This is a genomic window from Parabacteroides sp. AF17-3, assembly GCF_003635445.1.
Lineage (GTDB): Bacteria > Bacteroidota > Bacteroidia > Bacteroidales > Tannerellaceae > Parabacteroides > Parabacteroides goldsteinii.
The window spans coordinates 82,556-104,956 of the sequence record NZ_QTMM01000014.1; the positions used below are offsets into that span (position 1 = coordinate 82,556).

Consider the following 22,401-nt stretch of genomic DNA (forward strand, 5'->3'; position numbering starts at 1 on the left):
AGGAATTTATCTTACCACCCAAGCCGGGTTATGCACGTACGTGTTTGGTGTCTTGTAATACATATCACTTTGTTTAGGAACCTGAAGCGTATAAGTCTTGCCCAATGTCTGCAATTTCCGGTCGCGCAACCAGGGGTTAAAGCGTTTCAGGTCGGCATAGGTTATATCATACTTCTGTGCAAAAGCAGACAAATCGGGAATATCTGACGAGACAGCCACATCTTCGCAGGCAACCGGCTTGTACAGGTCTTCCGCCCGGAGTACGAAACCATATTTATACGGGTTCTCAAATATCTGTTTGATCGCCATGATACGATAGACGTAACGGCTTGTTTCCTCTACCAGCCAAAGGTCGAAAGTACTGTCGGCTTCCTGTTTGGTCAGTTCGCCGGAGATACGTCCCATGCCCGCATTATAGGAAGCGGCCACATTCGCCCAGTCGCCATATTTGTCGTAGGCAGCTTTCAGGTATTTGCATGCAGCCTCGGTCGCCTTGGCTACGTGGCAACGTTCATCGACCGTCGGAGTAACAGTCAGGCCATATTGTTTGCCTGTCCCTTCCAGAAACTGCCACATTCCCACGGCACGTGCCGGCGACGACACACGCGGGTCCAGATGACTTTCTATCACAGCCAGATATTTGAAGTCATCAGGGATACCGTTGGCTTTCAATATCGGTTCGATAACCGGGAAATAGCGGTTGGCCCGCTTGATCAGTAACATGGTGGTCGAATGGAAATAGGTAAAACTACTCATTTCACGGTCGAACCCTTCACGCATATTATAGCGGGTCAGATCAATAGGTTTGCCACAGAAAATAACCGACGCAGGTATATCGGGCGACGATGTCATCGACATCACCACCGGACGTCCGTCCATTACTTTTTCCGAATCGCTTGAGCCGATAGACAAACAAGCAGTCAGGCAGATCAGACCACCCGACAAAAAACTGAATATACTATTCTTCGATAATCTCATCCTGAATTTGTTTTGATCTAAGAATGTTAATAGAACCTTTTCTCTTTATAGGTTTACCGTCCGAGCCGGTAGCCTCAATCACATAAAAATAAACACCGGGGGCTACATACTTGCCTCCCTTTTTGCCGTCCCAGCCTTTCGACGGGTCCGTCCAATGATACATTTCCACTCCCCACCGATTGAATATCCAACATTTAAAACGGGTCAGAGAGCGATAAGCTACTCTGAACTCGTCGTTAATGCCGGGTGATGTACCGGGCGAAAAAGCATTCGGTACATCGAGGTAAGAATCCGAAATGTTTACCGTAACATCAGGTGGATTTGCCTGGCATTGACCAGTCCGGTCGTTCACTGTTAATTTAACCACGTAAGTACCATTTTGGTTGAAAATAAAAGAAGTTTCCTCTCCGCTAAAGTCCCTCAATAGCGTACCGTTATTCTCTTCGCCTTCTTCATTACCTTCACTGCTTCCTCCGCCTTCATCCTTCCTGTATATCTTCCAATTAAACATAGCAGCAACCGGCGTATTTGCAATTGCCGTAAAATTAAACTCGACCGGAGCAGAGAGGCTGTCGCCTTTTACGACCATATTAGGCACATCTGAAGCATAAGACAAAGTATCTATTTTCATAACAGCCAGCACAGCGACAGCCTGATACATATCAGTAAGCATTGATTTTTCCACACCGAAATGACGGGCAAACTGATCGCCCTTCAACTCTACTTCCGTATCGCTGTAGGGAGGTTCTAAGCTGGCTTTAAACGGATTTCCCGTTATAGTCGCCGTCGCCGTTTTAGGAATAATACTCTGATTATCTCCTTCCGGTATTTCCATTGTCTGATAAGTCACGTCAAACTCACGTTCCAGAAAACCGGGAGTGCCATTAACATCAGGAAGCACATATCTCATATCCTTTATATCGCTTGTACCACCCAGATACATGGCATCACAACCACTTTTTTGTGTATCCACAAACAAACTGGTTATATTGAATTCATATTTGCTATAGTCAATAATCCATACATACCCTCCAGCTTTCGAGTAAGCATCATCTTCCAATATATAATAACCATATCCTTCTTCTATATTCCGGATAACAGTTGTATTTCCTTCATTTACAGAAGGTATTTTTTCAGCATCCCCTCCAACGCCTGCTTTATTTTTATAGCGATACCATTGATATGTACTTGATGTAGGAGTATATCGTATTTCCACATTATCCATGCCATACACAAGGTAAACCTCAAATCGGCTACTGGTGCTGCCTTGCTTATTATCATAAGCCTGTAAAGGCGTACCTCTCCCCCCTGTTACCGTATATTTTTGAGCATGTGCTGCAAGTATCAATAACAAAAAACAGAGCGTCCCGATCACTCTTCTTAAACAATTCCTTTGCATATATTATAACCTAATTAGCTTCCAAAATTAGTATTTTATACGGACATACACTATCTTTGCTGCAAATATTCGAATCAGCAAATGAATAAGATTAGTATATACGTATTGACGTTATGCCTGAGTTTTTCCGCTGTCTCCTTGTATTCACAAAACAACAGAGCTCGGATCATTACTACTAACGAACTAAATGATAATATATTTTATCATACGATTGAACGAGGACAAACAGTCTACTCGATCGCAACCATGTACGGAGTAACTGTCGACGACATTTATCGCCTGAATCCCGAAAGCCGCGAATCCATAAAGGCCGGGGCCACCCTAAAAATCCCACAAAAGGATGTAAGTTCCGCTCCGATGGGAAACGCTGAAGATAATTATCTGTATCATACTATACAACCTAAAGAAACGCTGTATTCATTATCTATCCGGTACAAAGTGCCCGGTCCTGATATTATCGCGGCAAATCCTGGATTATCCGTTTCCTCTTTTACCATAGGCAAGACAATCCGTATCCCGGCAACTCCTATAGAGACACTGCCGACCACAGATATAAAGACCGTAACCAAGGAAATCGAATATACGATCGCCAAGAAAGAAACGATGTACCGCATTTGCCGGAAATTCAATGTATCCAGTGCAGAACTGCTCCAGCGAAACCCTGAACTGAAAAACGGAGTAAAAGCCGGTATGGTCATTAAAATACCGGTAGAGACTAAAGAGACAGTGACTGAAACAGCCCCTGCCATGCATGAAAGAGACGTCAATGCCCTTTTGTCGACACCCAAAGAAATTAAGCGCGTCAATATGATCAAGGTCGCATTGTTATTGCCGTTCATGACAAACGAAGCAACTCCTTCTTCCAACACGCTGCGTTTTATTGAATATTACGAAGGTATGCTGCTGGCAGTCGACAGCCTCCGCAACAGCGGTTGTTCGATCGAACTTTCCGTCTTCGATACCGGCAACGGCACCAAGAAGGTGAAAGAGATCCTCAAAGAAGATGCTTTGAAGGAAGCCAACCTGATCATCGGAGCCGTACAGAACGACCAGATCGCTCCTGTTGCCGAATTTGCAGAAAAGAATAATATCAAATACGTGATCCCGTTCACTTCCAAAAACGACGATGTATTATCCAATGCGCATGTATACCAGGTTAATACGCCTCATTCCTATTTGTATGCCAAAGCATCCCAAGCTGGTTGCGACCTGTTTGGAAACGATAATATCATCTTTGTAAAAGTGCCCGGTATAGAAGAGAAAGCAAATTTCATCAAAGCTTTCAAAGCAGAAATGAAACAACGGAACATTACCTGGCGTGAACTGACCTACTCAGCCGAAACATTCCCGGTCGAGATGGAAGCTATGCTCAGTACAGATAAACGAAGTGTGATTATTCCGACTTCCGATTCACTGGATGCACTGAATAAACTCAAATCTCCTCTACGTATGCTGGCTGAGTCTAAACCCGAATGTAATATCACCCTGTTCGGTTATCCTGTATGGCAAACATACACTCGTGAGTGCTTGGATGATTTCTTTGCCTTGAATACATATATATATAGTAACTTCTATGCCGATAACCTTTCGCCCGAAGTTGCCGATTTCTATTCAAAATATAAAACATGGTATAGCAAGAACCTGATCAATACGTTCCCTAAATACGGTATATTAGGATTCGACACCGGTATGTTCTTCTTTGATGCCATCAAAAAATATGGTTCCAATTTCGAAAACAACCTGGATAAGATCCGTTACAAGAGCATACAGACAGGTTTCGATTTTGAACGGGTAAACAATTGGGGCGGATTCATCAATACCAATATATTTATCGTTCATTACCAGAGTGATTTTAACGTAACACGTAGCGAAGTAAGATGATCAGAAAGAGTATAATCACATCCTTTTTGTGCCTGGCCGTTATTATAAGCACCATGGCACAGCAAAGCAGGTTTCCTCAGGAGGTCTCCGTCGGTGCTTCCTTCGGTATGAACTTCTCGTCCGTAAGTTTCAATCCCAAGGTATATACGAAAATGAAACAGGGATACAATGCCGGACTGGTGCTGCGCTGGAACACAGAAAAGAACCTGGGGTTGCAAACCGAACTGAATTTCAGCCAACAAGGATGGGACGAGGAATTCGAAGAACATCCGACCTACAAATACAGTCGTACGATCAATTATTTCGAAATACCGTTCTTCACTCATATCTATTTCGGCAGCAACAGATTCAAGTTCTATTTTAACCTGGGTCCCAAAATAGGTTATGCCTTCAGCGAAAAGACGGAAACAAACCCGAACGAGACGAATACGAACCCCGGCTCCAATGAGCAACACAACATGGCCATCCAGAAAAAATTCGATTGGGGATTGTGTGGTGGTCCGGGGCTTGAACTGCGTACCGGCATCGGTTATTTCCTGCTGGAAGGACGCTATTATTATGCGCTGGGTGATATTTACGGCAGCCGCAAAAGCGATTACTTCAACAAATCGTCCAGCCAGGTAATCTCCGCACGTATCATTTACCTGCTGCCCATCCGGAAATAAGATTTTCAACTGAAATGTTCCTGCCGGTATTTGGACGGAGTCGTTCCGTACGCTTGTTTAAATACCGTGCTAAAATAACGCTGGTTGGTAAACCCTGCCTTCTCCGAAACCTCCAGGATGCTGAGAGTCTTATCCGCCAGCAGTTCCATCACACGGGTCATCCTGAACTTATTAATATAATCGCCGATACTGATGCCGGTCAATGCCTTCAGCTTATTATACAGGGAAGCACGGCTCATTGCCATTTGCGTAGCGACATAGTTCACATCCAGGTCGGGATTTTCCAACTGGTCTCTGATCAGTTCATTCAGTTTTCTCATAAATACCTCATCCGCATTGCTAATCGTATCTTCTTTAAGAGAAACGACCGAATTACTGTTTTTATACCGTTGTTTAACCGCTTCCCTGTTCTTTAAAAGATTACAGATCATTACCAACAAGAACTCCAAATCAAACGGTTTCGGTAAATAAAAATCTACTCCTTCTTTATATCCTTGTATCGTACTACTCTGGTCTGCCCTGGCAGTCAACAAAATAACCGGGATATGGCTGACTTCCGGCGTACTTTTTAATTGCCGGCAAAATTCAAAGCCATTCATACGAGACATCATCATATCACAAACAACAATATCCGGTACACAATGCACAGCTATATTCAATGCTTCTCCTCCTTCTTCCGCCACATACACTTGCCTGAAATGTGTTTTCAATGAAATCTTCAGATAATTTCGAAGCTCCGGTTCATCCTCCATAATCAGAACGGAATACTTTCCTACAGAAAAGTCCGTAAATAGCCTGTGTAGATTGACATCAAACTCTTTCCCAGCCCATTGCAAACATGTGACTGATGATTCCTTTTTCCGCTTTTTCACGATCAGACAGAAAACAAAGAACAGCCCTATTATAACAAATAAGCTACAACAGAACATAAACCAGGTCATTCCTGATATAACGCTTGTATGAGCTGAATAACAAAAAAAGACATAAAATAAATATATATATACTCTTATAGCCACACCTTCAATATTTGATTAATAGATTAATACCAGTGTTCCGTAAGAACTCATGTCATTACATCTTAATTAATAGATTATTAGAGGATTAGTCATAGAATTAAAAACTTCGGTAGTTTACAGGTAGCTTATTATAACGAATAACCAAAAGAATAGTTACTATTTTAGAATCTAAGGTGTACAGGATAGCTATAAAACACCATATATCGCTTCACTAAATTTTACTGTATACTTGTTAGAATTAAATAAGAAATAAAATTCTGCTCCATAAACTATAAGAGAAGCATCTTTGTGTAAAAAAATCTTTTTATATCTTTGTTGAGTAAATAAGAGAACATGAGTTCTTACGGAACTAACACTATTCCCAATAGTGTTAAAAATCAACACGAACATCGTTTTATGGACAAATATTGAAGTTTTTTGTACAAATCCGGACATAAACCTATAACCATACTTCTACATTTGCAACAGCATACTCCGGTAGCATAAAACAATATTGTTAACATTAAAAGTATATCAAATGACAAAAAGCAAACTCCTTCTTTTTTTCTTTATTGTCTGGTTGATTACCGGATGTACCACCACTGGTCCGGTCCCAATTAATATTGTCCCGCTACCGGAACAACTAGTAGCCGGTAACAGCCATTTCACATTCAGCAAGAATACTGTCATCCAGGTCGAGAACCGGGAACAGGAACCGATTGCCGGATTATTAGCTGATTTGTTTACCCCTTCTGCCGGATTTACACCTGTGGTAAACACTGGTTCGTCCGCCGCTTCCGCCTCCGTCATTTTTTCTACCGACACAACCCTCATAAAGGAATGCTATAAACTGGATATAACCCCATCCCGTATCTTTATCCAGGCAGCCGGCAAAGAAGGATTCTTCTATGCCGTGCAGTCAATCCGCCAGTTGCTTCCTCCCGCTATAGAAAACAAAGAACCGGTTAGTAATATCCAATGGAACGTACCGACATTAAACATACAGGATGGTCCGCGTTTCCCCTACCGCGGATTATTACTCGATGTCTCCCGCTGTTTCATTCCTAAAGAAAATGTAATCAAAATCATTGATTACATGGCTATGCTGAAACTGAACAAACTAAATTTGCATCTCGTCGACGGAAACGGCTGGCGACTGGAAATAAAGAAATATCCCCGGTTAACGGAAGTCGGTGCCTGGCGGGTTGCACGCGAAGGGGATTTCTCCCAACGCAAAAATGCTAAACCGGGTGAACCGACACCCGTAGGCGGATTTTACACACAGGAGGACATGAAAGAGATTATTGCCTATGCGAGTGCCCGCCAGGTCGAAATCATTCCGGAAATAGAGATGCCGGCACATACCAATTCCTCGCTGGCCGCTTACCCGGAACTGGCATGCCCCATAGTAAAGGATTTTATCAGCGTCATTCCGGGAATGGGTGCACATGCCTCTGAAATCGTCTATTGCGCCGGCAACGACAAAGTATTTTCCTTTCTGGAAGATGTGATAGACGAAGTGGCCGACCTTTTTCCCTCTTCCTATATCAATCTAGGAGGTGATGAAGCCTCTAAAAAGAACTGGAAGAAATGCCCGCTTTGCCAGGCACGGATGAAAGCCGAAGGATACACGGACATCGAAGATTTACAGGGATATTTCATGAACCGCATGTCCGATTATGTAAAAAGTAAAGGCAAGCAGGTCATTGGATGGGACGAACTCATCAACAGCAAAATACCCGACGGCGCCACAATCCTGGGATGGCAAGGAATGGGGACGGCCGGATATAAGGCAGGACAACTGGGACATAAGTTTATTATGAGTCCGGCACGCGTCCTCTACCTGATTCGTTACCAGGGCCCGCAATGGTTTGAACCACGTACCTATTTCGGAAACAATACCTTAAAAGGCGTATACGACTACGAACCTATACAGCCGGATTGGGACCCGAAAGTTGCCGCCAACCTGATAGGCGTGCAAGGATGCATGTGGACGGAATTCTGCTATTCGGCAGAAGATGTCGAACACCTGCTTTTCCCCCGTCTGGCCGCCGTTGCCGAAATAGCCTGGTCGGGAAAAGACCGGAAAAACTGGCCCGGCTTCCTGAAACGCCTGGATGTATTAACACTACATTATGACTATCTGGGAGTAAATTATGCCCGTTCCATGTTCAACATCGACCATCTGGTAACAGGCAACAACGATACATTGAAAGTTGCCCTCACCTGTATCCGACCGGATATGGAGATACGTTATACGACCGACGGGAACGAACCGGTCGCCACATCATCCCTGTACACCGACTCACTGGTTGTCACCAACGATATCACAATCAACGCTGCAACCTTTGCAAACGGCAAACAAATGGGAAAAACCCTGACCCTCCCGCTCCATTGGAACAAGGCCACCGCCCGCCCCGTTCAGGACGGAAACAGTCAGACATACCGCCTGACCAACGGATTACGGGGCAGCAACAAACAATCTGACTTCGAATGGTGCGGCTGGTACGACGAAGATGCGACCTTTACGATCGACCTGGGAAAAACGGAGGCAATAAATGAAATAACAATCGGCTGCATCACCAATTACGGAATGGGCACACATATCCCCAGCCGGATTACGTTGTCCGTTTCAGACGACAACCAGACATATACGCAGGTTGCAGAACGCAGTTTTACTCCGGAAGAAATATTCCGCGAAGGAATCCGCATCGAAGACAAGACATTCGACAATCTGAAAGCAACAGGCCGTTACCTGAGAGTCGCCCTGAAGAATCCCGGCAAATGCCCGGACGATCATACACGTCCCGGACAAGGCACCTGGATGTATATAGATGAAGTCACAGTACAATGAAACATATCAATTCTAAAATACAAATGAGAAAAACGAGGTTATCTATTTTCGCTCTGTGCTGCCTGGGGATGCTCCAGGCGGCTACAGGGTCGACAGACAACAACAAGCCCGAGTGGCAAAGCCAGTACGCAACCGGACTCAACAAACTGGAACCGCACGCTTACGTCTGGCCTTTTGAGAACGAGAAATCCGTGTCCGTACGCGACCACGAATCGTCTCCCTGGTACCAAAGCCTGAACGGAAAATGGAAATTCCATTGGACAAAGAACCCGGACAACCGCCCGAAAGATTTCTACAAGCCTTCTTTCTATACCGGAGGATGGGCAGATATCAACGTTCCCGGCAACTGGGAACGGCAGGGATACGGTACCGCCATCTACGTAAACGAAACGTATGAGTTCGACGACCCGATGTTCAATTTCAAAAAGAATCCGCCTTTCGTCCCTTATGAAGAAAATGAAGTCGGCTCTTACCGCCGCACTTTCACCGTTCCGGCAAACTGGGACGGCCGCCGCGTAGTTCTCTGCTGCGAAGGCGTCATCTCTTTCTATTATGTATGGGTGAACGGGGAAAAACTAGGATATAACCAGGGGTCTAAAACCCCGGCAGAATGGGATATTACCGATAAGCTGAAACCGGGCGAGAACACCGTAGCCCTGGAAGTCTATCGCTGGAGCAGCGGTTCCTACCTGGAATGCCAGGACATGTGGCGCCTGAGCGGTATCGAACGGAGCGTCTACCTTTACAGCACGCCCCGACAGTATATTGCCGACTACAAGGTGGTATCCACTCTCGACAAGAATACTTACAAAGACGGTATCTTCAACCTGGACGTTCAGATTGCCGGTCCGGCAAATCCGGACGCCCGCATCGCTTACCAGCTGAAAGATGCCGACGGCAAAACCGTCCTGAAAGAGGAAACTAAAATCCCTGCCGGAGAAAACAGCCGGATTACATTCAAAGAAGCGACAATCCCCGGTGTAAAAGCCTGGAGTGCCGAACATCCGAACCTGTACACGCTCGTCCTCTCCCTGAAAGACGCTGGTGGCAAAGAAACCGAACTGACCGGAGGCAGAGTAGGCTTCCGCACGTCCGAAATCAAAGACGGCCGCTTCTGCGTGAACGGCGTACCGACATTGGTGAAAGGGACCAACCGCCATGAACATTCGCAACTGGGCCGTACGGTCAGCCGCGAACTGATGCTGAAAGATATTGAGTTGATGAAGCAGTACAACATCAACACTGTACGCAACTCCCACTACCCGACCGACCCGTTATGGTACGAACTTTGCGACGAATATGGCCTCTATATGATCGACGAAGCCAACATCGAATCGCACGGAATGGGATACGGTCCCGAATCGCTGGCTAAAGACAGTACCTGGCTCCCAGCCCATATGGACCGCACCCGCCGGATGTACGAACGTTCCAAGAACCATCCCTGCATCGTAATCTGGTCGCTGGGCAACGAAGCTGGCAACGGCATCAACTTCGAACGTACCTACGACTGGCTGAAATCGATCGAGAAGAACCGCCCCGTACAGTACGAACGTGCCGAACAAAACTACAATACCGACATCTATTGCCGCATGTACCGCAGCGTAGACGTAATCAAAGAATATCTGAACCAGAAGGAACCGAAAATCTACCGTCCTTTTATCCTCTGTGAATATGTGCATGCGATGGGTAACAGTGTCGGCGGCCTGAAAGAATACTGGGACGTATTCGAAAACGAACCGATGGCACAGGGCGGTTGCGTCTGGGATTGGGTGGACCAGTCTTTCCGCGAACTGGATGAAAATGGCAACTGGTATTGGTCGTATGGCGGCGATTACGGTCCTAAAGGTATCCCCAGCTTCGACAACTTCTGCTGTAACGGCCTGGTCAGCGCCGACCGTGAACCGCATCCGCATCTGAACGAAGTGAAAAAAGTCTACCAGTATATCAAGACAAAACTGACAGACGAACGCAATCTGACCCTCTCCATTAAAAACTGGTACGACTTCAGCAACCTAAACGAATATACCTTGAACTGGCAGTTGGTTACAGACGACGGCCGCACTGTCCGTCAGGGAACGGAAACTGTCGATTGCCTCCCCCACGAAACAGCAACATTGACACTGGGTAAAACCGTTTTGCCGAAAGACTGCAAAGAAGTCTTCCTGAACCTGAGCTGGACACCTAAGCAGACACGTCCGTTCCTGCCGACCACTCATGAAGTTGCTTACGACCAGTTTTTATTGGCTGCCAATAAAAACTATCAGCCGAAATATCCGGGTCTGAAAGCATCAGCGTTGAAACAGGACGGCAACACGTTCAACAACGACCGTATAAGCATCTCTTTCTCTCCGGAAACAGGAGCCATGACATCTTACAAACTCGATGGCAAAGAGTTACTTTCAACCCCTCTCACCATCAGCTTGTACCGTCCGATTACCGACAACGATAACCGCGACCGCAATGGTGCCCGCCTCTGGAAAGCCGCCGGTCTCGACAAACTCAGCCAACAGGCAACAGCCTTCCGCACAGGCAAGAACAGCGTACAGACAACCCTGGCACTACTGAATGACAAGTCCGAAACAGTAGGGACAGCGACACAGCACTATAGTGTCAACCCTGACGGCACAGTAAAGATAGCGACTACCTTTACCCCGGACACCACCATCGTCAAATCGTTGGCACGTATCGGACTGACCTTTGAAATGCCTGCCGAATATGCCCAGGTTTCCTACCTGGGACGTACCGGAGAAACCTACGCAGACCGTATCCAAAGCGGCCGTATCGCCATCGACCGGACAGACGCGGAACGTATGTTCCATTATTACGTCAAACCGCAATCGACAGGCAACCGCACGGATATGCGCTGGGCAACAATCACCAACGAAACCGGTAACGGCCTGCACGTAACGGCTGCCCACCCATGGCAATTCAGTATCGTTCCTTTCGCAGATAGCAATATCGATGTATCCACGCATATCAACCAACTGAAACGAAGCGGCACAGTCACCGTCCATCTGGATGCTGAACAGGCCGGCATAGGAACAGCTACCTGCGGCCCGGGTGTATTACCTCAGTACCTCGTTCCGGTAGAGAAGACAATGTTCGAGTTTGTTATCCGACCGATAAAATAACAGACTGCTGCAAACTTTATTCATATTACAAAAAATCCCGGAGAGAAAAATTCCCCGGGATTTTTTATGGCTATCTTTTTAATATAAATCTTTAAAGCTGTTCGATCTCTTCGGAGGTCATACCCAAACCTATCTCCTCGGCTTGTTCGATAGCATATTCAGTCTTACATCGCCAATCACGATAACGCTTCAGGACTTCGTCATACACGTCACGTTCATGGGATGTCATTGCATTCACGTTTGCAGCATCGAGTATACGACGAAACGCTTCATTTTCCTCCTTGAAAGGAGACATATCAAAACCTGCACCTAAATAAGGGAAAACTTATAAGTTCCTCATCTCGAAATTCCGACTTCTTCATCTCGCAAAGCCGACCTCTTCATCTCACGATACTGACTTCTTCAAGTTTCGGAAAAGACTTCTTGATGTTTCAAAACAAGTCTCTTCATGTTTCAGAGTTTACTCCTTCATGTTGTAAAACAGACTTCTTCTACCCGGAAAGCCGGAATAAAAAAATCCCCTCCGGAAAACCGAAGAGGAAATTTTAATCATTCAGAAAATAGAAATTATTCAATCTCCGGACGGTCACCACCAGACTCGCCAGAGCCGCCACCGGTATTTGTCTTGCCTTCAACCAGCTTGTCGATCCATACAAAGTCCACTTTTTGCATAGCTGTCTTCAATTCTTCACCGGGCTGAAAATTAATATTTACACTATTAATGTCCGTAGCCTTCAGATCTTCTTTCTTATCCTTGCCCTTACTGTTAAGGGATGGAGAAAACGTACCCCAATTACCGAGTTTCACACTATGCCCGTCCGACATCAGACGTTGCAATATTTTTCGAAATTGACGAAGAGACATCAAAGCCTCTGCCGGATTGAGTGTCGTCTCATCAGCAATGAGGTCGGCAACTTCGGTCTCCCCGATCAATCCGGTGGAGTTTTGAACGACATACCATTTCTTTGGTGCGTTCTTATCCCGCGGATTAGCACGCTGGATCGCTTTAATTAATATTGACATAATAAATAGTTTTAAAGTTATAACCTGAAATATCAAAAAATTCAACAGATATTAACTTAAAGACTCCCCCTCCGTCACGGAGGAGGAAACCTTTCACATCAATTATGCTGAATACTTATGACAAAATCTAAACCCTGTCATCAATCCAGAGTTCATATATATTATTTAGCTGTCGGACCCTCGTCGGCGACAAGAGGCCATCCCGGATTCTGATAAATCACGGAAGTTGTCAGGTCGCCTGGATTCTCAGCCGTATTACGGAAATGTACAATTGAAATGGGACTCAGATAATGTGCATCACACCAATCATAACCTTTTCCATACATCAGGTTAGATACTTTGTTTATAATCTCGTAAGGACGCAGGTAAGCGCTTCTGTCCGAAGAAGATACATTAGCCACATCAGAACCGTCAGAAACAAGGTTTATCCCCCGATCAGCATACTTCTGAGATAATCCGGATTTCCACAGGTTGACACCTTCCGGTTGCCAAGTCGCATTCAATTGATCTAATGCCCTCCAGCGTTTCAGATCAAACATACGCAAGCCTTCTTCCATCAATTCACAACGACGTTCGCGGCGAATGTTATACAGTAACGGAGTAACCTGTTGACCGGCAGAATACACCGCCCAGTCGCTTTCCTTACCCAGGTCTGTAGCTGCGACTGTTACATTATAATCACTCGGCAGACCTGCTCTTTCGCGTAACTGTCTCCAGTATCCTTGTGCTTTACCATCAATACTGCTACCGTTGTTTTCAATACAGGAAGCCTCTATATAATTCAGATATGCTTCGGTTGCGCGGAAGATCGGAGAACCCTCTTCCGATTCGTTCCAATCGCGGCTCCAGTTATTAGACAACCCTTTACGCAGTTGGTAACCGGTAACATTACGACTTTCTTCCTTAGCAAGGATATTGGGCAGAGAGGACAATGTATCCACAAATTCAACCTGTCCTTCTGTCAAGACTTCGCTCGGAGTCATCATGAATAGTTGCAAACGTTCATCACGATCGGCACGAACATCCCCTATACTCATATCGCCCTTATAACCACTTCCGTTTGCATAAACAGGTAATCCATTCTTCATCAGAAATGTTTCTACAAACTGACGGGTAAAACCACTGTTTCCCCCTACACGGATATAAAAACCAGCAGAATGTCTTATATTCAAATCAATACTATAATCTCTCCATAAAAGGATTTCAGGATAACCACTCATATCATTGACAGAAAACTGGGCAAAATAAGGATTATTCATCTTTGCAGCACCATCCGCCCATACATGGCTGTTTGTTGCCAAAGGAACATTATCAGCAACCGCCGCCGCTGCATCTTTACATTCTTTCAGGAAAAATGCGATTTCACTTTGGGCATTGTAATCGCTTTGCGGACCCGGATAACCTGGTCCGTTCGGAACAAATGCCGTGTTGGCATGGTAAGTTTCCCAACTGGCTTCATACAATGCTACACGCGATTTTACCAGGTAAGCTGCCTTTTTCGTAATGCGATTAGTTCCTCCTGTCGGATTATCAGACAAAAACCCGATCGCTTTGTCCAAATCCTCCAGAATAAAACGGGCAACCTGATGGCGTGGCTGACGTTTGCTAGCCTCAACCAATACTCCTTTCTCATCCGGCAACGTTTCTTTTACGATCGGAAAGTCACCAAAAGTCTGTAATTTACTGAAATAGTTCCAGGCACGCAGGAAATATACCTCTCCGATATAATGTTTCACCATATCTATCGAACCGGTCAAAGTACCCTCCTCATAACGAGGCATAACTGTTTCCAAAAAGTAATTACAATTATAGATTCCTGAGAAATAATAAGGATCATCGGAATCTTTATCATAATGATCTTTCACTCTCCATTCGCCCGGTACCCACCGGTTGTCATACGAACTTGTAGCCTGGTTGTCTGTATGGTTATCACCAGCCCAGATACCGATTCCAGCTCCTTGATGTGTCGTAAAACTATATTGTTTCAATGCATAAGCTCCCAAATCAGCATCCGACCACAGATAAGTATCCGGCGTAACAGCAGCAATCGGAGTTTTATCCAGAAAATCGTTACAAGATGGCAATAACATCAAACTACCAGCCAGCAAAATGGCATATTTATTAAATAATTTCATATCTGTCTTCTAATTAAAAGTTAACACTAACACCGGCTGAATATGTACGAGTCAGCGGATAAGAACCGGAACCATTTCCGTAATCTCCAATACCAAGCGTTTCAGGATCAATACCGTCGGGAATGCCGGTTATTGTAAACAAGTTTTCACCGGAGAAGAATATTCTCAAATTTGAGATCCCCACTTTTTGTGTCCATGTATTTGGCAATGTGTATCCCAGTTGCAGATTCTTCAAACGGATATAAGCAGCATTTTCAAGATAGGCAGTCTGTGTTTCTCTATTTTTACCACTAGACGTCAGACGTGGGAATTTGGCATCTTTATTTGCACCTAACCAAGTGTCACCATCGGGACGATAGAAATCATAGTTTGATTCAAACATAGCAGAATTCCAGATACCTCCGGCATTCCCCCAATAAACCAAGTGTCCGCCACCAAAAGCCCAGTCTCTCTTTGCGACTCCCTGGAAGAACAAACGCAAGTCGAATCCTTTCCATGCAGCATCCAGATCAAGTCCGAATTTGAAGCGCGGCGTGCTGTTTCCGATAATTGTACGGTCACCCGGATCATCCACGGTATTTCCTTTCGTTATCTTACCGTCACCATTCAGATCGGCATACATAACATCACCTTCCAACCAAGTAGAAGTACCCAATCCACCTTGTCCGCCATTCGGCAAAGAGGCGATATGAGCATCCATCTCTTCCTGCGATTTAGCGATACCGATAGTTGTCAATCCCCAAATCTCGTTCAGATATTGTCCTTCGCGCCAAGTTGAAAGTGAACCGCTTTCATTCGGATATTTCAATACTTTCTGACGGTCATCAGATAGCAATACATGCACACCATAACGAAAATCGTTTATCTGATCCCTCCAAGCAACATCCAGCTCAAAACCGGCAGATTGCATATCCGCATTATTGGCTTTCGGCACGGCAGTACCCAAAATAACCGGAAGTTCAGGAGCAGGTCCCACCATATCGAACGTTTTTCTAACAAAATAATCAAAACTCATAGTCAAACGGTTACGCAACATCCCCAAGTCAAAACCGACATTCCAGGAACTCATTGTTTCCCAAGTCAGCAAAGCGGAAATCAAATCAGGAGCTTTTGAACTGTTCTGGCGTTCCCCATTTACTAACCATGTATTTTCGTTCGTATTGGAAGATGGATAGAAAGGCATTGTCTGAATGTACGGATAAAGATTTACCGTATTCTGATTACCTAACTGTCCCCACGAACCACGCAGTTTCAAATTATTGATAATATCCGTATACGGCTCCATAAATGCTTCCCGTGCAATGTTCCAGCCTGCAGAGAAAGAAGGAAACAGATTCCAGCGCTGATCGCTTGCGAAACGGGAAGTTCCGTCATAACGCAAGTTTACTTCAGCCAGATAACGTCCGGCATAGTCATAATTGATACGTCCGAAGAAACCGGCTGTCGCCCAATGGTTACGGCCTCCAGTAAGATATTCTTTTCCTGTTGCAACAGTAATATCTGTTACACTTTCAGAAATCAAATCGTCTTTTTGTGCACCTATTTTCCTCCAGTAATTAGACTCGGACTGATAACCGACCATTGCCTTAAATGTATGGTCTTTCAACAGATACGTATATTCACTGTATATATTCGTATTGAAGAAATTTGTACGTTCCGAATAGGTATTCATGCTCGACTTTGCCCCTGATGAATAATAAACATCCCCGGCTACATTCCAGCTCGGAACCTTGTATCTGGGTTCGTCAGCCATCAGATTGATGGTTTTATAATTGAATTCAACAAAAGTCTTCCAATTCTTGATCGGTTCGATTTCAAACTGTAATTGCTGGTACATCCAATCTGTCTGATGTTTATTATTACCGCCCCACATCAAATCTTTAGGAAGTCCGACCAGATAATTTCCATTCGGATCAAATACAGGTTCAGTCGGCCAACGACGTTGTGTATTATAATAGAAAAGATGGTCGTTCAACGCGTTCGGTTGATCTAAATCCTTACGGATAAATTTAGTACTGTAATTCGTTTTTAACCAGGAAGCCAGTTGCGCATTAATTTTTGCAGTAAAATTATAGCGCTTCATATCTTCATCCCCGTATCGAACAATACCATCCTGCTTCATATAATTAGCAGAAAGATAATATTGATATTTATCATTGCCACCGTTCACACTCAAAGAATGTTCATGAGAAAAACCTGTCCCGCCAAAAATTTCTTTCAGCCAGTCATTGTTATCATTACCTCGCCAATCCCATATAGTCGGAGTATTTGGCTCTGGAATAGTTGTATTCGTATTTGTTCCATTCAAAAAAGCTTCAATACGTTCCAGATGATCGGCATTAAAAGTAGGGGTCGCACCGTCATTCAGATTGATCTGATTTATAAACTTTGCATAATCATAAGAATTAGCCGTTTTCGGCATATTGATAGCACTCGACCAACGGAGACTATTATTATAGTTAACGCTCACTTTTCCGCTCTTACCTTTTTTGGTCGTTACCAAAACTACCCCATAAGGAGCACGTGAGCCATAAATAGAAGAAGCAGCGGCATCCTTCAAAACAGAGATATTCTCAATATCGTTTGGATTCAGCATATTCATATCGCCTTCCATACCGTCAATCAAGACCAATGGAGATGCTTTTGCCACCTTGGTATCCAGCGTACCAGCACCACGAATATTGATATCCATTGTACTGCCGACCTTTGCTCCCTGGCCTCCATAACTGAAGTTCATACCCGGGACCAATCCCTGCAAGGCTTGCGTAACATTAGATACCGGACGTGAAGCCAGTTCTTCTGCATTAACAACCGAAACAGAACCAGTCAGGTTCACCTTCTTCTGCGTACCGAAACCCACGACAACAACTTCATCCAGAGCCTGCGAGTCATCCTGCAAAACAATGTCCAGATTTTGTTGGTTCGTGATTTTAACCGTTACATCTTTATAACCGATAAATGAGACTTTCAGGGTGGCTCCCGCCGGCACATTCAATGAGAAACTACCGTTCACATCGGTTATAGTACCAATCGTGGTACCTACAACCGCCACATTCGCTCCAATAACAGTTTCGCCGGTAGCATCTTTCACAACGCCTTTTATTGTCCGCTCGCTCTGTTGGGCAATAAGGTTTCCGGCACTTTCTTTAATAGTAGGATCAGAGGCCTCCAAGCCTTTTCCTGTGTCCGCTTTCGATGAAGCGGCAGAGAATAAAAAAAGAAGGGCAAACGCCACATTCCAGTTTTTCATTCCTCGGAAGTTTTCTTTCTTCATGTTAAATGTCATTTTTCTTTTAAGTTTTTTCCTTGATAATTTTTTACTCTGATAGATCTCTAAGGATGGTTTTTAATTCCTTTTCCTGAACTGTGTTCTCTTTTTTAAATCATAGGCATTTTTTTAATAATTTCACACAGCAAAAGAAGTGATATGGGAATGGTTCGATATCCAATATCAGATAAAGAATGTTCGTTTTTTAATAAATCTCTTATTAAACAGCCTATGTAGAACACTCAAGGATAATACATGACATTATTCCGGTTAAATCATGATCTTGTTAACAAACAAAAAAACGCAGCCACGTTATTTGAAAACGTGACTGCGTCTGACATATATCCTCCACCCTTCAACAGGATGGTATTTTATTCTTATCTCAACCGGTCGAGCGAGCGAACCAGTGCTTCATCCGCACCGATGTTACGGATAGCCAGATAATCCAGGATCAATGCGATTATCGGGAAAGAAAGGGCAATCTTCACACTCAGCGCTGCACCAGCCAGCTGATCTTTCAAAACCCATACAAAAAAGCCGAACAGGGCATAGAAACCCAACATCAGAATCCCGTTAAAGATACAAAGACGAATCTGCAACATCCTCTTCTTAAATAAGAAGATCGTTATCAATGACAGGATGGAGATCACTGCCGTCAAAGCAAAAAGTCCCCAGGTCGGATAAACGAGTTCCGGTTCAGCAGCGATCGTGCTAACGCCTGTTGCATCAAAAGAGTAAAACTGGTCTCCCGCCTGCAACATGGCAAGAGGTAAAAACAATGTTGCGACCATTAAGGCCACGATAATAAGCAAGTAAACTGTTTGTATTCTTTGTAACATAATCTTTTTAATTGAAAATTGAGAATGAGAATTGAAAATTGAGAACAAAAGAGCAATTGTTTAAACAAAGCACGTATTACCCGCCCGTTGAACAATTGCTCCTATATCTTAAATCGAGAATATAATTTTCAATTCTCAATTTTCAATTTTCAATTCTCAAAAGTTATTCTTTTCTTTAGCAGGGTTCTTATAGTAAACCTTACCTTCTTCATATTCCTGAGCAGCGATCAGAGTCGGCTTCGGAAGCTTTTCATAATAACGGGAGATCTCGATCTGCTCTCTGTTTTCGAAAACTTCTTCCAGGTTATCGTTATAAGAAGCAAATTCCTGAAGTTTCTTTTCCAGGTCCTGCTTCATTTCAACACTAATCTGGTTAGCCCGTTTTCCGATGATCATTACTGTTTCATATACATTTCCCGTGTCGGCTGACAACTTCATCATGTCACGGGTTACCGTATTCGAAGGGGCGCTAGACTTTCTGTAATCCATTTTACTTTATTGATTAAATAATATCGTTAATACGCATCTGTTATTCTCTTGCTGGCATAATCGTAGAACTTCTGTGCCTGTTTTACGTATTTGCCTTCCGGATATTCGTTCATGTAAGTGTAGTATTCATCCACTACCTCACGATAACGACCCTGCAACTTTTCTTCCACACTGGCAATAGCCTGTTCATACTTCGAACGTAAAACATAGAACATAAACTCTTCCCTGTATTTGGAATAAGGATAGTTCTTCAAGGCATTCTCGGCAGTGATCACGGCAGACAAATAGTTATTGTCGCGCATGTAAGTACCCAGGTTATAATACAATCTTACAGCCAGTAATTCCTTGTAAGCCAGTTTCTCCTGCAATTCAAACATGATCTTCTGGGCTTCGGCGGCACGTTCGCTCTGCGGATAATACTCCAGATAGAGCTGCAACTGGTTAATAGCTTCATACGTCTGCGTCTGGTCTAACCGCGGATCGGGAGAGTCCAGATACAAACCATATCCCGAATAATAGCGGGCCAATTCCGTGTACTCGCCTTTCGGATAGGTGGTGTAATACGTATTAAAGTATTGCGAAGCCGTCTGATAATCTTTTTGTCCGTAATAGCTCTGAGCCAGCAGGTACAAGGATTCTTCGGCATAAGCAGTTCCTTTAAAGATTGTAACCAGTTCATCCAGCAGGGTAGCGGACTTGTTGTATTGCTTTGCATTGAAATACTTCTTTGCATACGAATACTTCAACTCATAGTCCGTACTTTTCAATATCTTGTTATATTCCCCACAGGAGGATAACAAGACCGTAATCATCATCAATAAAAATACAACCTTTTTCATTCACATACTTTTAGCGCGCAAAGTTACATTTTTTATTGCAAAATAACGAAGCGCATAACGTTAATATTTACAACTTATATAAATCGCTGGCAGCAATAAGCTCCAGTTTGTTGGCTTTCAGAACCTCCGCACACTTCTCCACATTGTCGGGGCGGATGATCACATTAGCCGCCTCTCCTTGCGAGAAAGCGTACATATATTCGACAAAAATACCTGCCGAAGTTATGATCTCCATCGCCTTCGCCAATGCACCGGGCTGGTTGGGGCAATGCAGGCACACCACATCAGCCACACTCACCGCATATAATTTTTCACGAAGTACCTGAATTGCTTTGTCTGTGTCCGACACGATCAGACGCAGGATACCAAAATCGGAATTCTCCGCCACCGTAAAGGCTGACATGTTCACTCCGGCTTCACCCAAAATCTTTGCCACTTCCGTAAAACGGCCTTTCTTGTTTTCAAGAAAGATTGATAATTGTTTAATTAGCATAGCACTTTACTATTTTTAGGGTTTTAAACTAACTTACGATTGTCGATCACGTGTTTTGCCTTACCCATACTGCGTTCAAGGCTACGCGGTTCCACAATCTTTATATCAGGCTGAATGCCGATCACGCTCTGCATACGGGCGGCGATCTTCTTTTTCAGCGCGATCATCTTGTTCATTTCATCCGAATAATAATCCGGTCGTACTTCCACCTGGATCTGGAAAGTATCGGTGTTGTTCACACGGTCCACCACAATCAGGTAATGCGGTTCGAATTCCGACATTTCCAGCAATACGGATTCTACCTGCGACGGAAATACGTTGACACCACGGATGATCATCATATCGTCGCTACGGCCGAGGATACGTCCCATACGGACAGCGGTACGGCCGCATTCGCACTTTTCATAGATCAGGTGCGTCAGGTCACGCGTACGGTAACGGATCATCGGCATACCTTCCTTGGTCAGGGTAGTGAATACCAACTCGCCTTGTTCACCTTCAGGCACAGGTTGCAAAGTGACCGGATCGACGATTTCCGGGAAGAAATGGTCTTCCCACAGGTGGGTACCGTTCTGGCATTCGCATTCGCCACCGACACCGGGACCACAGATTTCTGTTAATCCGTAAATATCGTATGCTTTAATATTCAGTTTCTGTTCCAGTTCCTTACGCATATTTTCCGTCCAGGGTTCCGCGCCGAACGCTCCTACCCTTAGTTGGAATTCTTCCAAAGGAATGCCCGAATTATGGATCGTTTCCGCCAGATACAGAGCATAGGAAGGCGTACAAGCCAGACCTTTCGCTCCGAAGTCGTGCATCAACTGAATCTGTTTCTGCGTGTTACCGCTACTCATCGGGATTACGGTACCACCGATATTTTCTACGCCTCCATGAGCACCCAGTCCACCGGTAAACAAACCGTATCCATAGGAAACCTGCACAGAGTCGTTCTTTGTAATACCATAGGCCGTCAGACAGCGTGCCACCACTTCCGACCAGATCGACAAGTCCTTACGGGTATATCCCACAACAATAGGTTTTCCGGTCGTACCGGAAGAGGCATGCAAACGAACAATCTCGGACATCGGCACAGCCATCAGGCCGAACGGGTAATTATCTCTTAAATCCTGCTTTACCGTAAACGGCAGCTTGGTAATATCTTCAATTGATTGAATATCATCCGGAGTAATACCCATCTCCTGCATTTTCTTGCGATAGAAAGGAGTATTATGATAAACGTGTTCGACAACCCGTTTCAACCGGATGCTCTGTAATTTCCGCATTTCTTCGCGGTCCATACATTCAATAGTTTCGTTCCAAATCATGGTATCAGTTTGTTATCATTTAATTGTTAGTAGTGTAAAACTGTCGCAAAGTAATAACTTTTTTACTAACTGACAATAAATAATAAC

At 44.4% G+C, this 22,401-nt stretch carries 16 protein-coding genes; 4 read left to right on the forward strand and 12 right to left on the reverse strand.

Annotated elements, in window-relative coordinates; translation table 11 throughout:
- Nucleotides 1–6 precede the first annotated feature (6 nt).
- Both DWW91_RS18410 and DWW91_RS18415 read right to left on the reverse strand, forming a co-directional pair.
- Nucleotides 7–978, reverse strand: a complete 972-nt coding sequence (locus DWW91_RS18410) for a lytic transglycosylase domain-containing protein (protein ID WP_007658129.1) — start codon at nucleotides 976–978, stop codon at nucleotides 7–9.
- Nucleotides 959–2,377: a gliding motility-associated C-terminal domain-containing protein gene (locus tag DWW91_RS18415; protein WP_122328552.1), complete on the reverse strand. Its 1,419-nt coding sequence runs from the start codon at nucleotides 2,375–2,377 to the stop codon at nucleotides 959–961. Before DWW91_RS18415 ends, DWW91_RS18410 begins: the two co-directional genes overlap by 20 nt.
- Before the next feature lie 81 nt (nucleotides 2,378–2,458).
- Here DWW91_RS18415 and DWW91_RS18420 point away from each other — a divergent pair, with 81 nt between their 5' ends.
- Complete coding sequence (locus DWW91_RS18420; protein WP_122328553.1) at nucleotides 2,459–4,258, forward strand: LysM peptidoglycan-binding domain-containing protein; 1,800 nt, start codon at nucleotides 2,459–2,461, stop codon at nucleotides 4,256–4,258.
- The gene (locus DWW91_RS18425) at nucleotides 4,255–4,923 is read left to right on the forward strand and encodes a porin family protein (protein WP_199722605.1); all 669 of its coding nucleotides are present in this window, start codon (nucleotides 4,255–4,257) and stop codon (nucleotides 4,921–4,923) included. The genes DWW91_RS18420 and DWW91_RS18425 overlap by 4 nt, the downstream gene beginning before the upstream one ends.
- 5 nt (nucleotides 4,924–4,928) lie before the next feature.
- Here the strand turns inward: DWW91_RS18425 and DWW91_RS18430 are convergent, their stop codons facing one another.
- A complete protein-coding gene (locus DWW91_RS18430; RefSeq protein ID WP_233584522.1) occupies nucleotides 4,929–5,795 on the reverse strand; it encodes a response regulator in 867 nt (288 codons plus the stop codon).
- 661 nt (nucleotides 5,796–6,456) lie between these two features.
- On the opposite strand from DWW91_RS18430, the gene DWW91_RS18440 reads away from it, so the two are divergent.
- Both DWW91_RS18440 and DWW91_RS18445 read left to right on the forward strand, forming a co-directional pair.
- A complete protein-coding gene (locus DWW91_RS18440) occupies nucleotides 6,457–8,772 on the forward strand; it encodes a glycoside hydrolase family 20 protein (protein WP_122328556.1) in 2,316 nt (771 codons plus the stop codon).
- Between the two features lie 23 nt (nucleotides 8,773–8,795).
- Nucleotides 8,796–11,903, forward strand: coding sequence for a glycoside hydrolase family 2 TIM barrel-domain containing protein (locus DWW91_RS18445; protein ID WP_122328622.1), 3,108 nt, complete (start codon nucleotides 8,796–8,798; stop codon nucleotides 11,901–11,903).
- 91 nt (nucleotides 11,904–11,994) lie between these two features.
- Here DWW91_RS18445 and DWW91_RS18450 read toward each other — a convergent pair whose 3' ends face one another.
- The 9 genes from DWW91_RS18450 to DWW91_RS18490 form a co-directional block, all read right to left on the reverse strand.
- Entirely contained in the window at nucleotides 11,995–12,198 is a 204-nt protein-coding gene (locus tag DWW91_RS18450; protein ID WP_122328557.1) for a hypothetical protein, read from the reverse strand.
- Nucleotides 12,199–12,470: 272 nt separating this feature from the next.
- Complete coding sequence (locus tag DWW91_RS18455; protein WP_122328558.1) at nucleotides 12,471–12,926, reverse strand: HU family DNA-binding protein; 456 nt, start codon at nucleotides 12,924–12,926, stop codon at nucleotides 12,471–12,473.
- Between the two features lie 161 nt (nucleotides 12,927–13,087).
- Nucleotides 13,088–15,061, reverse strand: coding sequence for a RagB/SusD family nutrient uptake outer membrane protein (locus tag DWW91_RS18460; protein ID WP_122328559.1), 1,974 nt, complete (start codon nucleotides 15,059–15,061; stop codon nucleotides 13,088–13,090).
- A gap of 13 nt (nucleotides 15,062–15,074) precedes the next feature.
- Complete coding sequence (locus tag DWW91_RS18465; RefSeq protein WP_233584523.1) at nucleotides 15,075–18,335, reverse strand: TonB-dependent receptor; 3,261 nt, start codon at nucleotides 18,333–18,335, stop codon at nucleotides 15,075–15,077.
- A gap of 371 nt (nucleotides 18,336–18,706) precedes the next feature.
- Entirely contained in the window at nucleotides 18,707–19,168 is a 462-nt protein-coding gene (locus DWW91_RS18470; protein WP_122328561.1) for a DUF4293 domain-containing protein, read from the reverse strand.
- A 156-nt stretch (nucleotides 19,169–19,324) separates the two neighbouring features.
- On the reverse strand, nucleotides 19,325–19,657 hold the full coding sequence (locus tag DWW91_RS18475) for a DNA-directed RNA polymerase subunit omega (protein WP_007658146.1): 333 nt from the start codon (nucleotides 19,655–19,657) through the stop codon (nucleotides 19,325–19,327).
- Nucleotides 19,658–19,683: 26 nt separating this feature from the next.
- Nucleotides 19,684–20,496, reverse strand: a complete 813-nt coding sequence (locus DWW91_RS18480; protein ID WP_007658148.1) for an outer membrane protein assembly factor BamD — start codon at nucleotides 20,494–20,496, stop codon at nucleotides 19,684–19,686.
- Nucleotides 20,497–20,563: 67 nt separating this feature from the next.
- Nucleotides 20,564–20,989, reverse strand: coding sequence for an amino acid-binding protein (locus DWW91_RS18485; RefSeq protein ID WP_007658150.1), 426 nt, complete (start codon nucleotides 20,987–20,989; stop codon nucleotides 20,564–20,566).
- A 23-nt stretch (nucleotides 20,990–21,012) separates the two neighbouring features.
- The gene (locus DWW91_RS18490; RefSeq protein WP_122328562.1) at nucleotides 21,013–22,314 is read right to left on the reverse strand and encodes a phenylacetate--CoA ligase family protein; all 1,302 of its coding nucleotides are present in this window, start codon (nucleotides 22,312–22,314) and stop codon (nucleotides 21,013–21,015) included.
- Between the last annotated feature and the right edge of the window lie 87 nt (nucleotides 22,315–22,401).

What these genes read in the sequence shown, in the direction of transcription:
- DWW91_RS18410 (WP_007658129.1), bottom strand. Translation starts at nt 978, where the DNA reads ATGAGATTATCGAAGAATAGTATATTCAGTTTTTTGTCGGGTGGTCTG.
- DWW91_RS18415 (WP_122328552.1), bottom strand. Translation starts at nt 2,377, where the DNA reads ATGCAAAGGAATTGTTTAAGAAGAGTGATCGGGACGCTCTGTTTTTTG.
- DWW91_RS18420 (WP_122328553.1), top strand. Translation starts at nt 2,459, where the DNA reads ATGAATAAGATTAGTATATACGTATTGACGTTATGCCTGAGTTTTTCC.
- DWW91_RS18425 (WP_199722605.1), top strand. Translation starts at nt 4,255, where the DNA reads ATGATCAGAAAGAGTATAATCACATCCTTTTTGTGCCTGGCCGTTATT.
- DWW91_RS18440 (WP_122328556.1), top strand. Translation starts at nt 6,457, where the DNA reads ATGACAAAAAGCAAACTCCTTCTTTTTTTCTTTATTGTCTGGTTGATT.
- DWW91_RS18445 (WP_122328622.1), top strand. Translation starts at nt 8,796, where the DNA reads ATGAGAAAAACGAGGTTATCTATTTTCGCTCTGTGCTGCCTGGGGATG.
- DWW91_RS18450 (WP_122328557.1), bottom strand. Translation starts at nt 12,198, where the DNA reads ATGTCTCCTTTCAAGGAGGAAAATGAAGCGTTTCGTCGTATACTCGAT.
- DWW91_RS18455 (WP_122328558.1), bottom strand. Translation starts at nt 12,926, where the DNA reads ATGTCAATATTAATTAAAGCGATCCAGCGTGCTAATCCGCGGGATAAG.
- DWW91_RS18460 (WP_122328559.1), bottom strand. Translation starts at nt 15,061, where the DNA reads ATGAAATTATTTAATAAATATGCCATTTTGCTGGCTGGTAGTTTGATG.
- DWW91_RS18465 (WP_233584523.1), bottom strand. Translation starts at nt 18,335, where the DNA reads ATGAAGAAAGAAAACTTCCGAGGAATGAAAAACTGGAATGTGGCGTTT.
- DWW91_RS18470 (WP_122328561.1), bottom strand. Translation starts at nt 19,168, where the DNA reads ATGTTACAAAGAATACAAACAGTTTACTTGCTTATTATCGTGGCCTTA.
- DWW91_RS18475 (WP_007658146.1), bottom strand. Translation starts at nt 19,657, where the DNA reads ATGGATTACAGAAAGTCTAGCGCCCCTTCGAATACGGTAACCCGTGAC.
- DWW91_RS18480 (WP_007658148.1), bottom strand. Translation starts at nt 20,496, where the DNA reads ATGAAAAAGGTTGTATTTTTATTGATGATGATTACGGTCTTGTTATCC.
- DWW91_RS18485 (WP_007658150.1), bottom strand. Translation starts at nt 20,989, where the DNA reads ATGCTAATTAAACAATTATCAATCTTTCTTGAAAACAAGAAAGGCCGT.
- DWW91_RS18490 (WP_122328562.1), bottom strand. Translation starts at nt 22,314, where the DNA reads ATGATTTGGAACGAAACTATTGAATGTATGGACCGCGAAGAAATGCGG.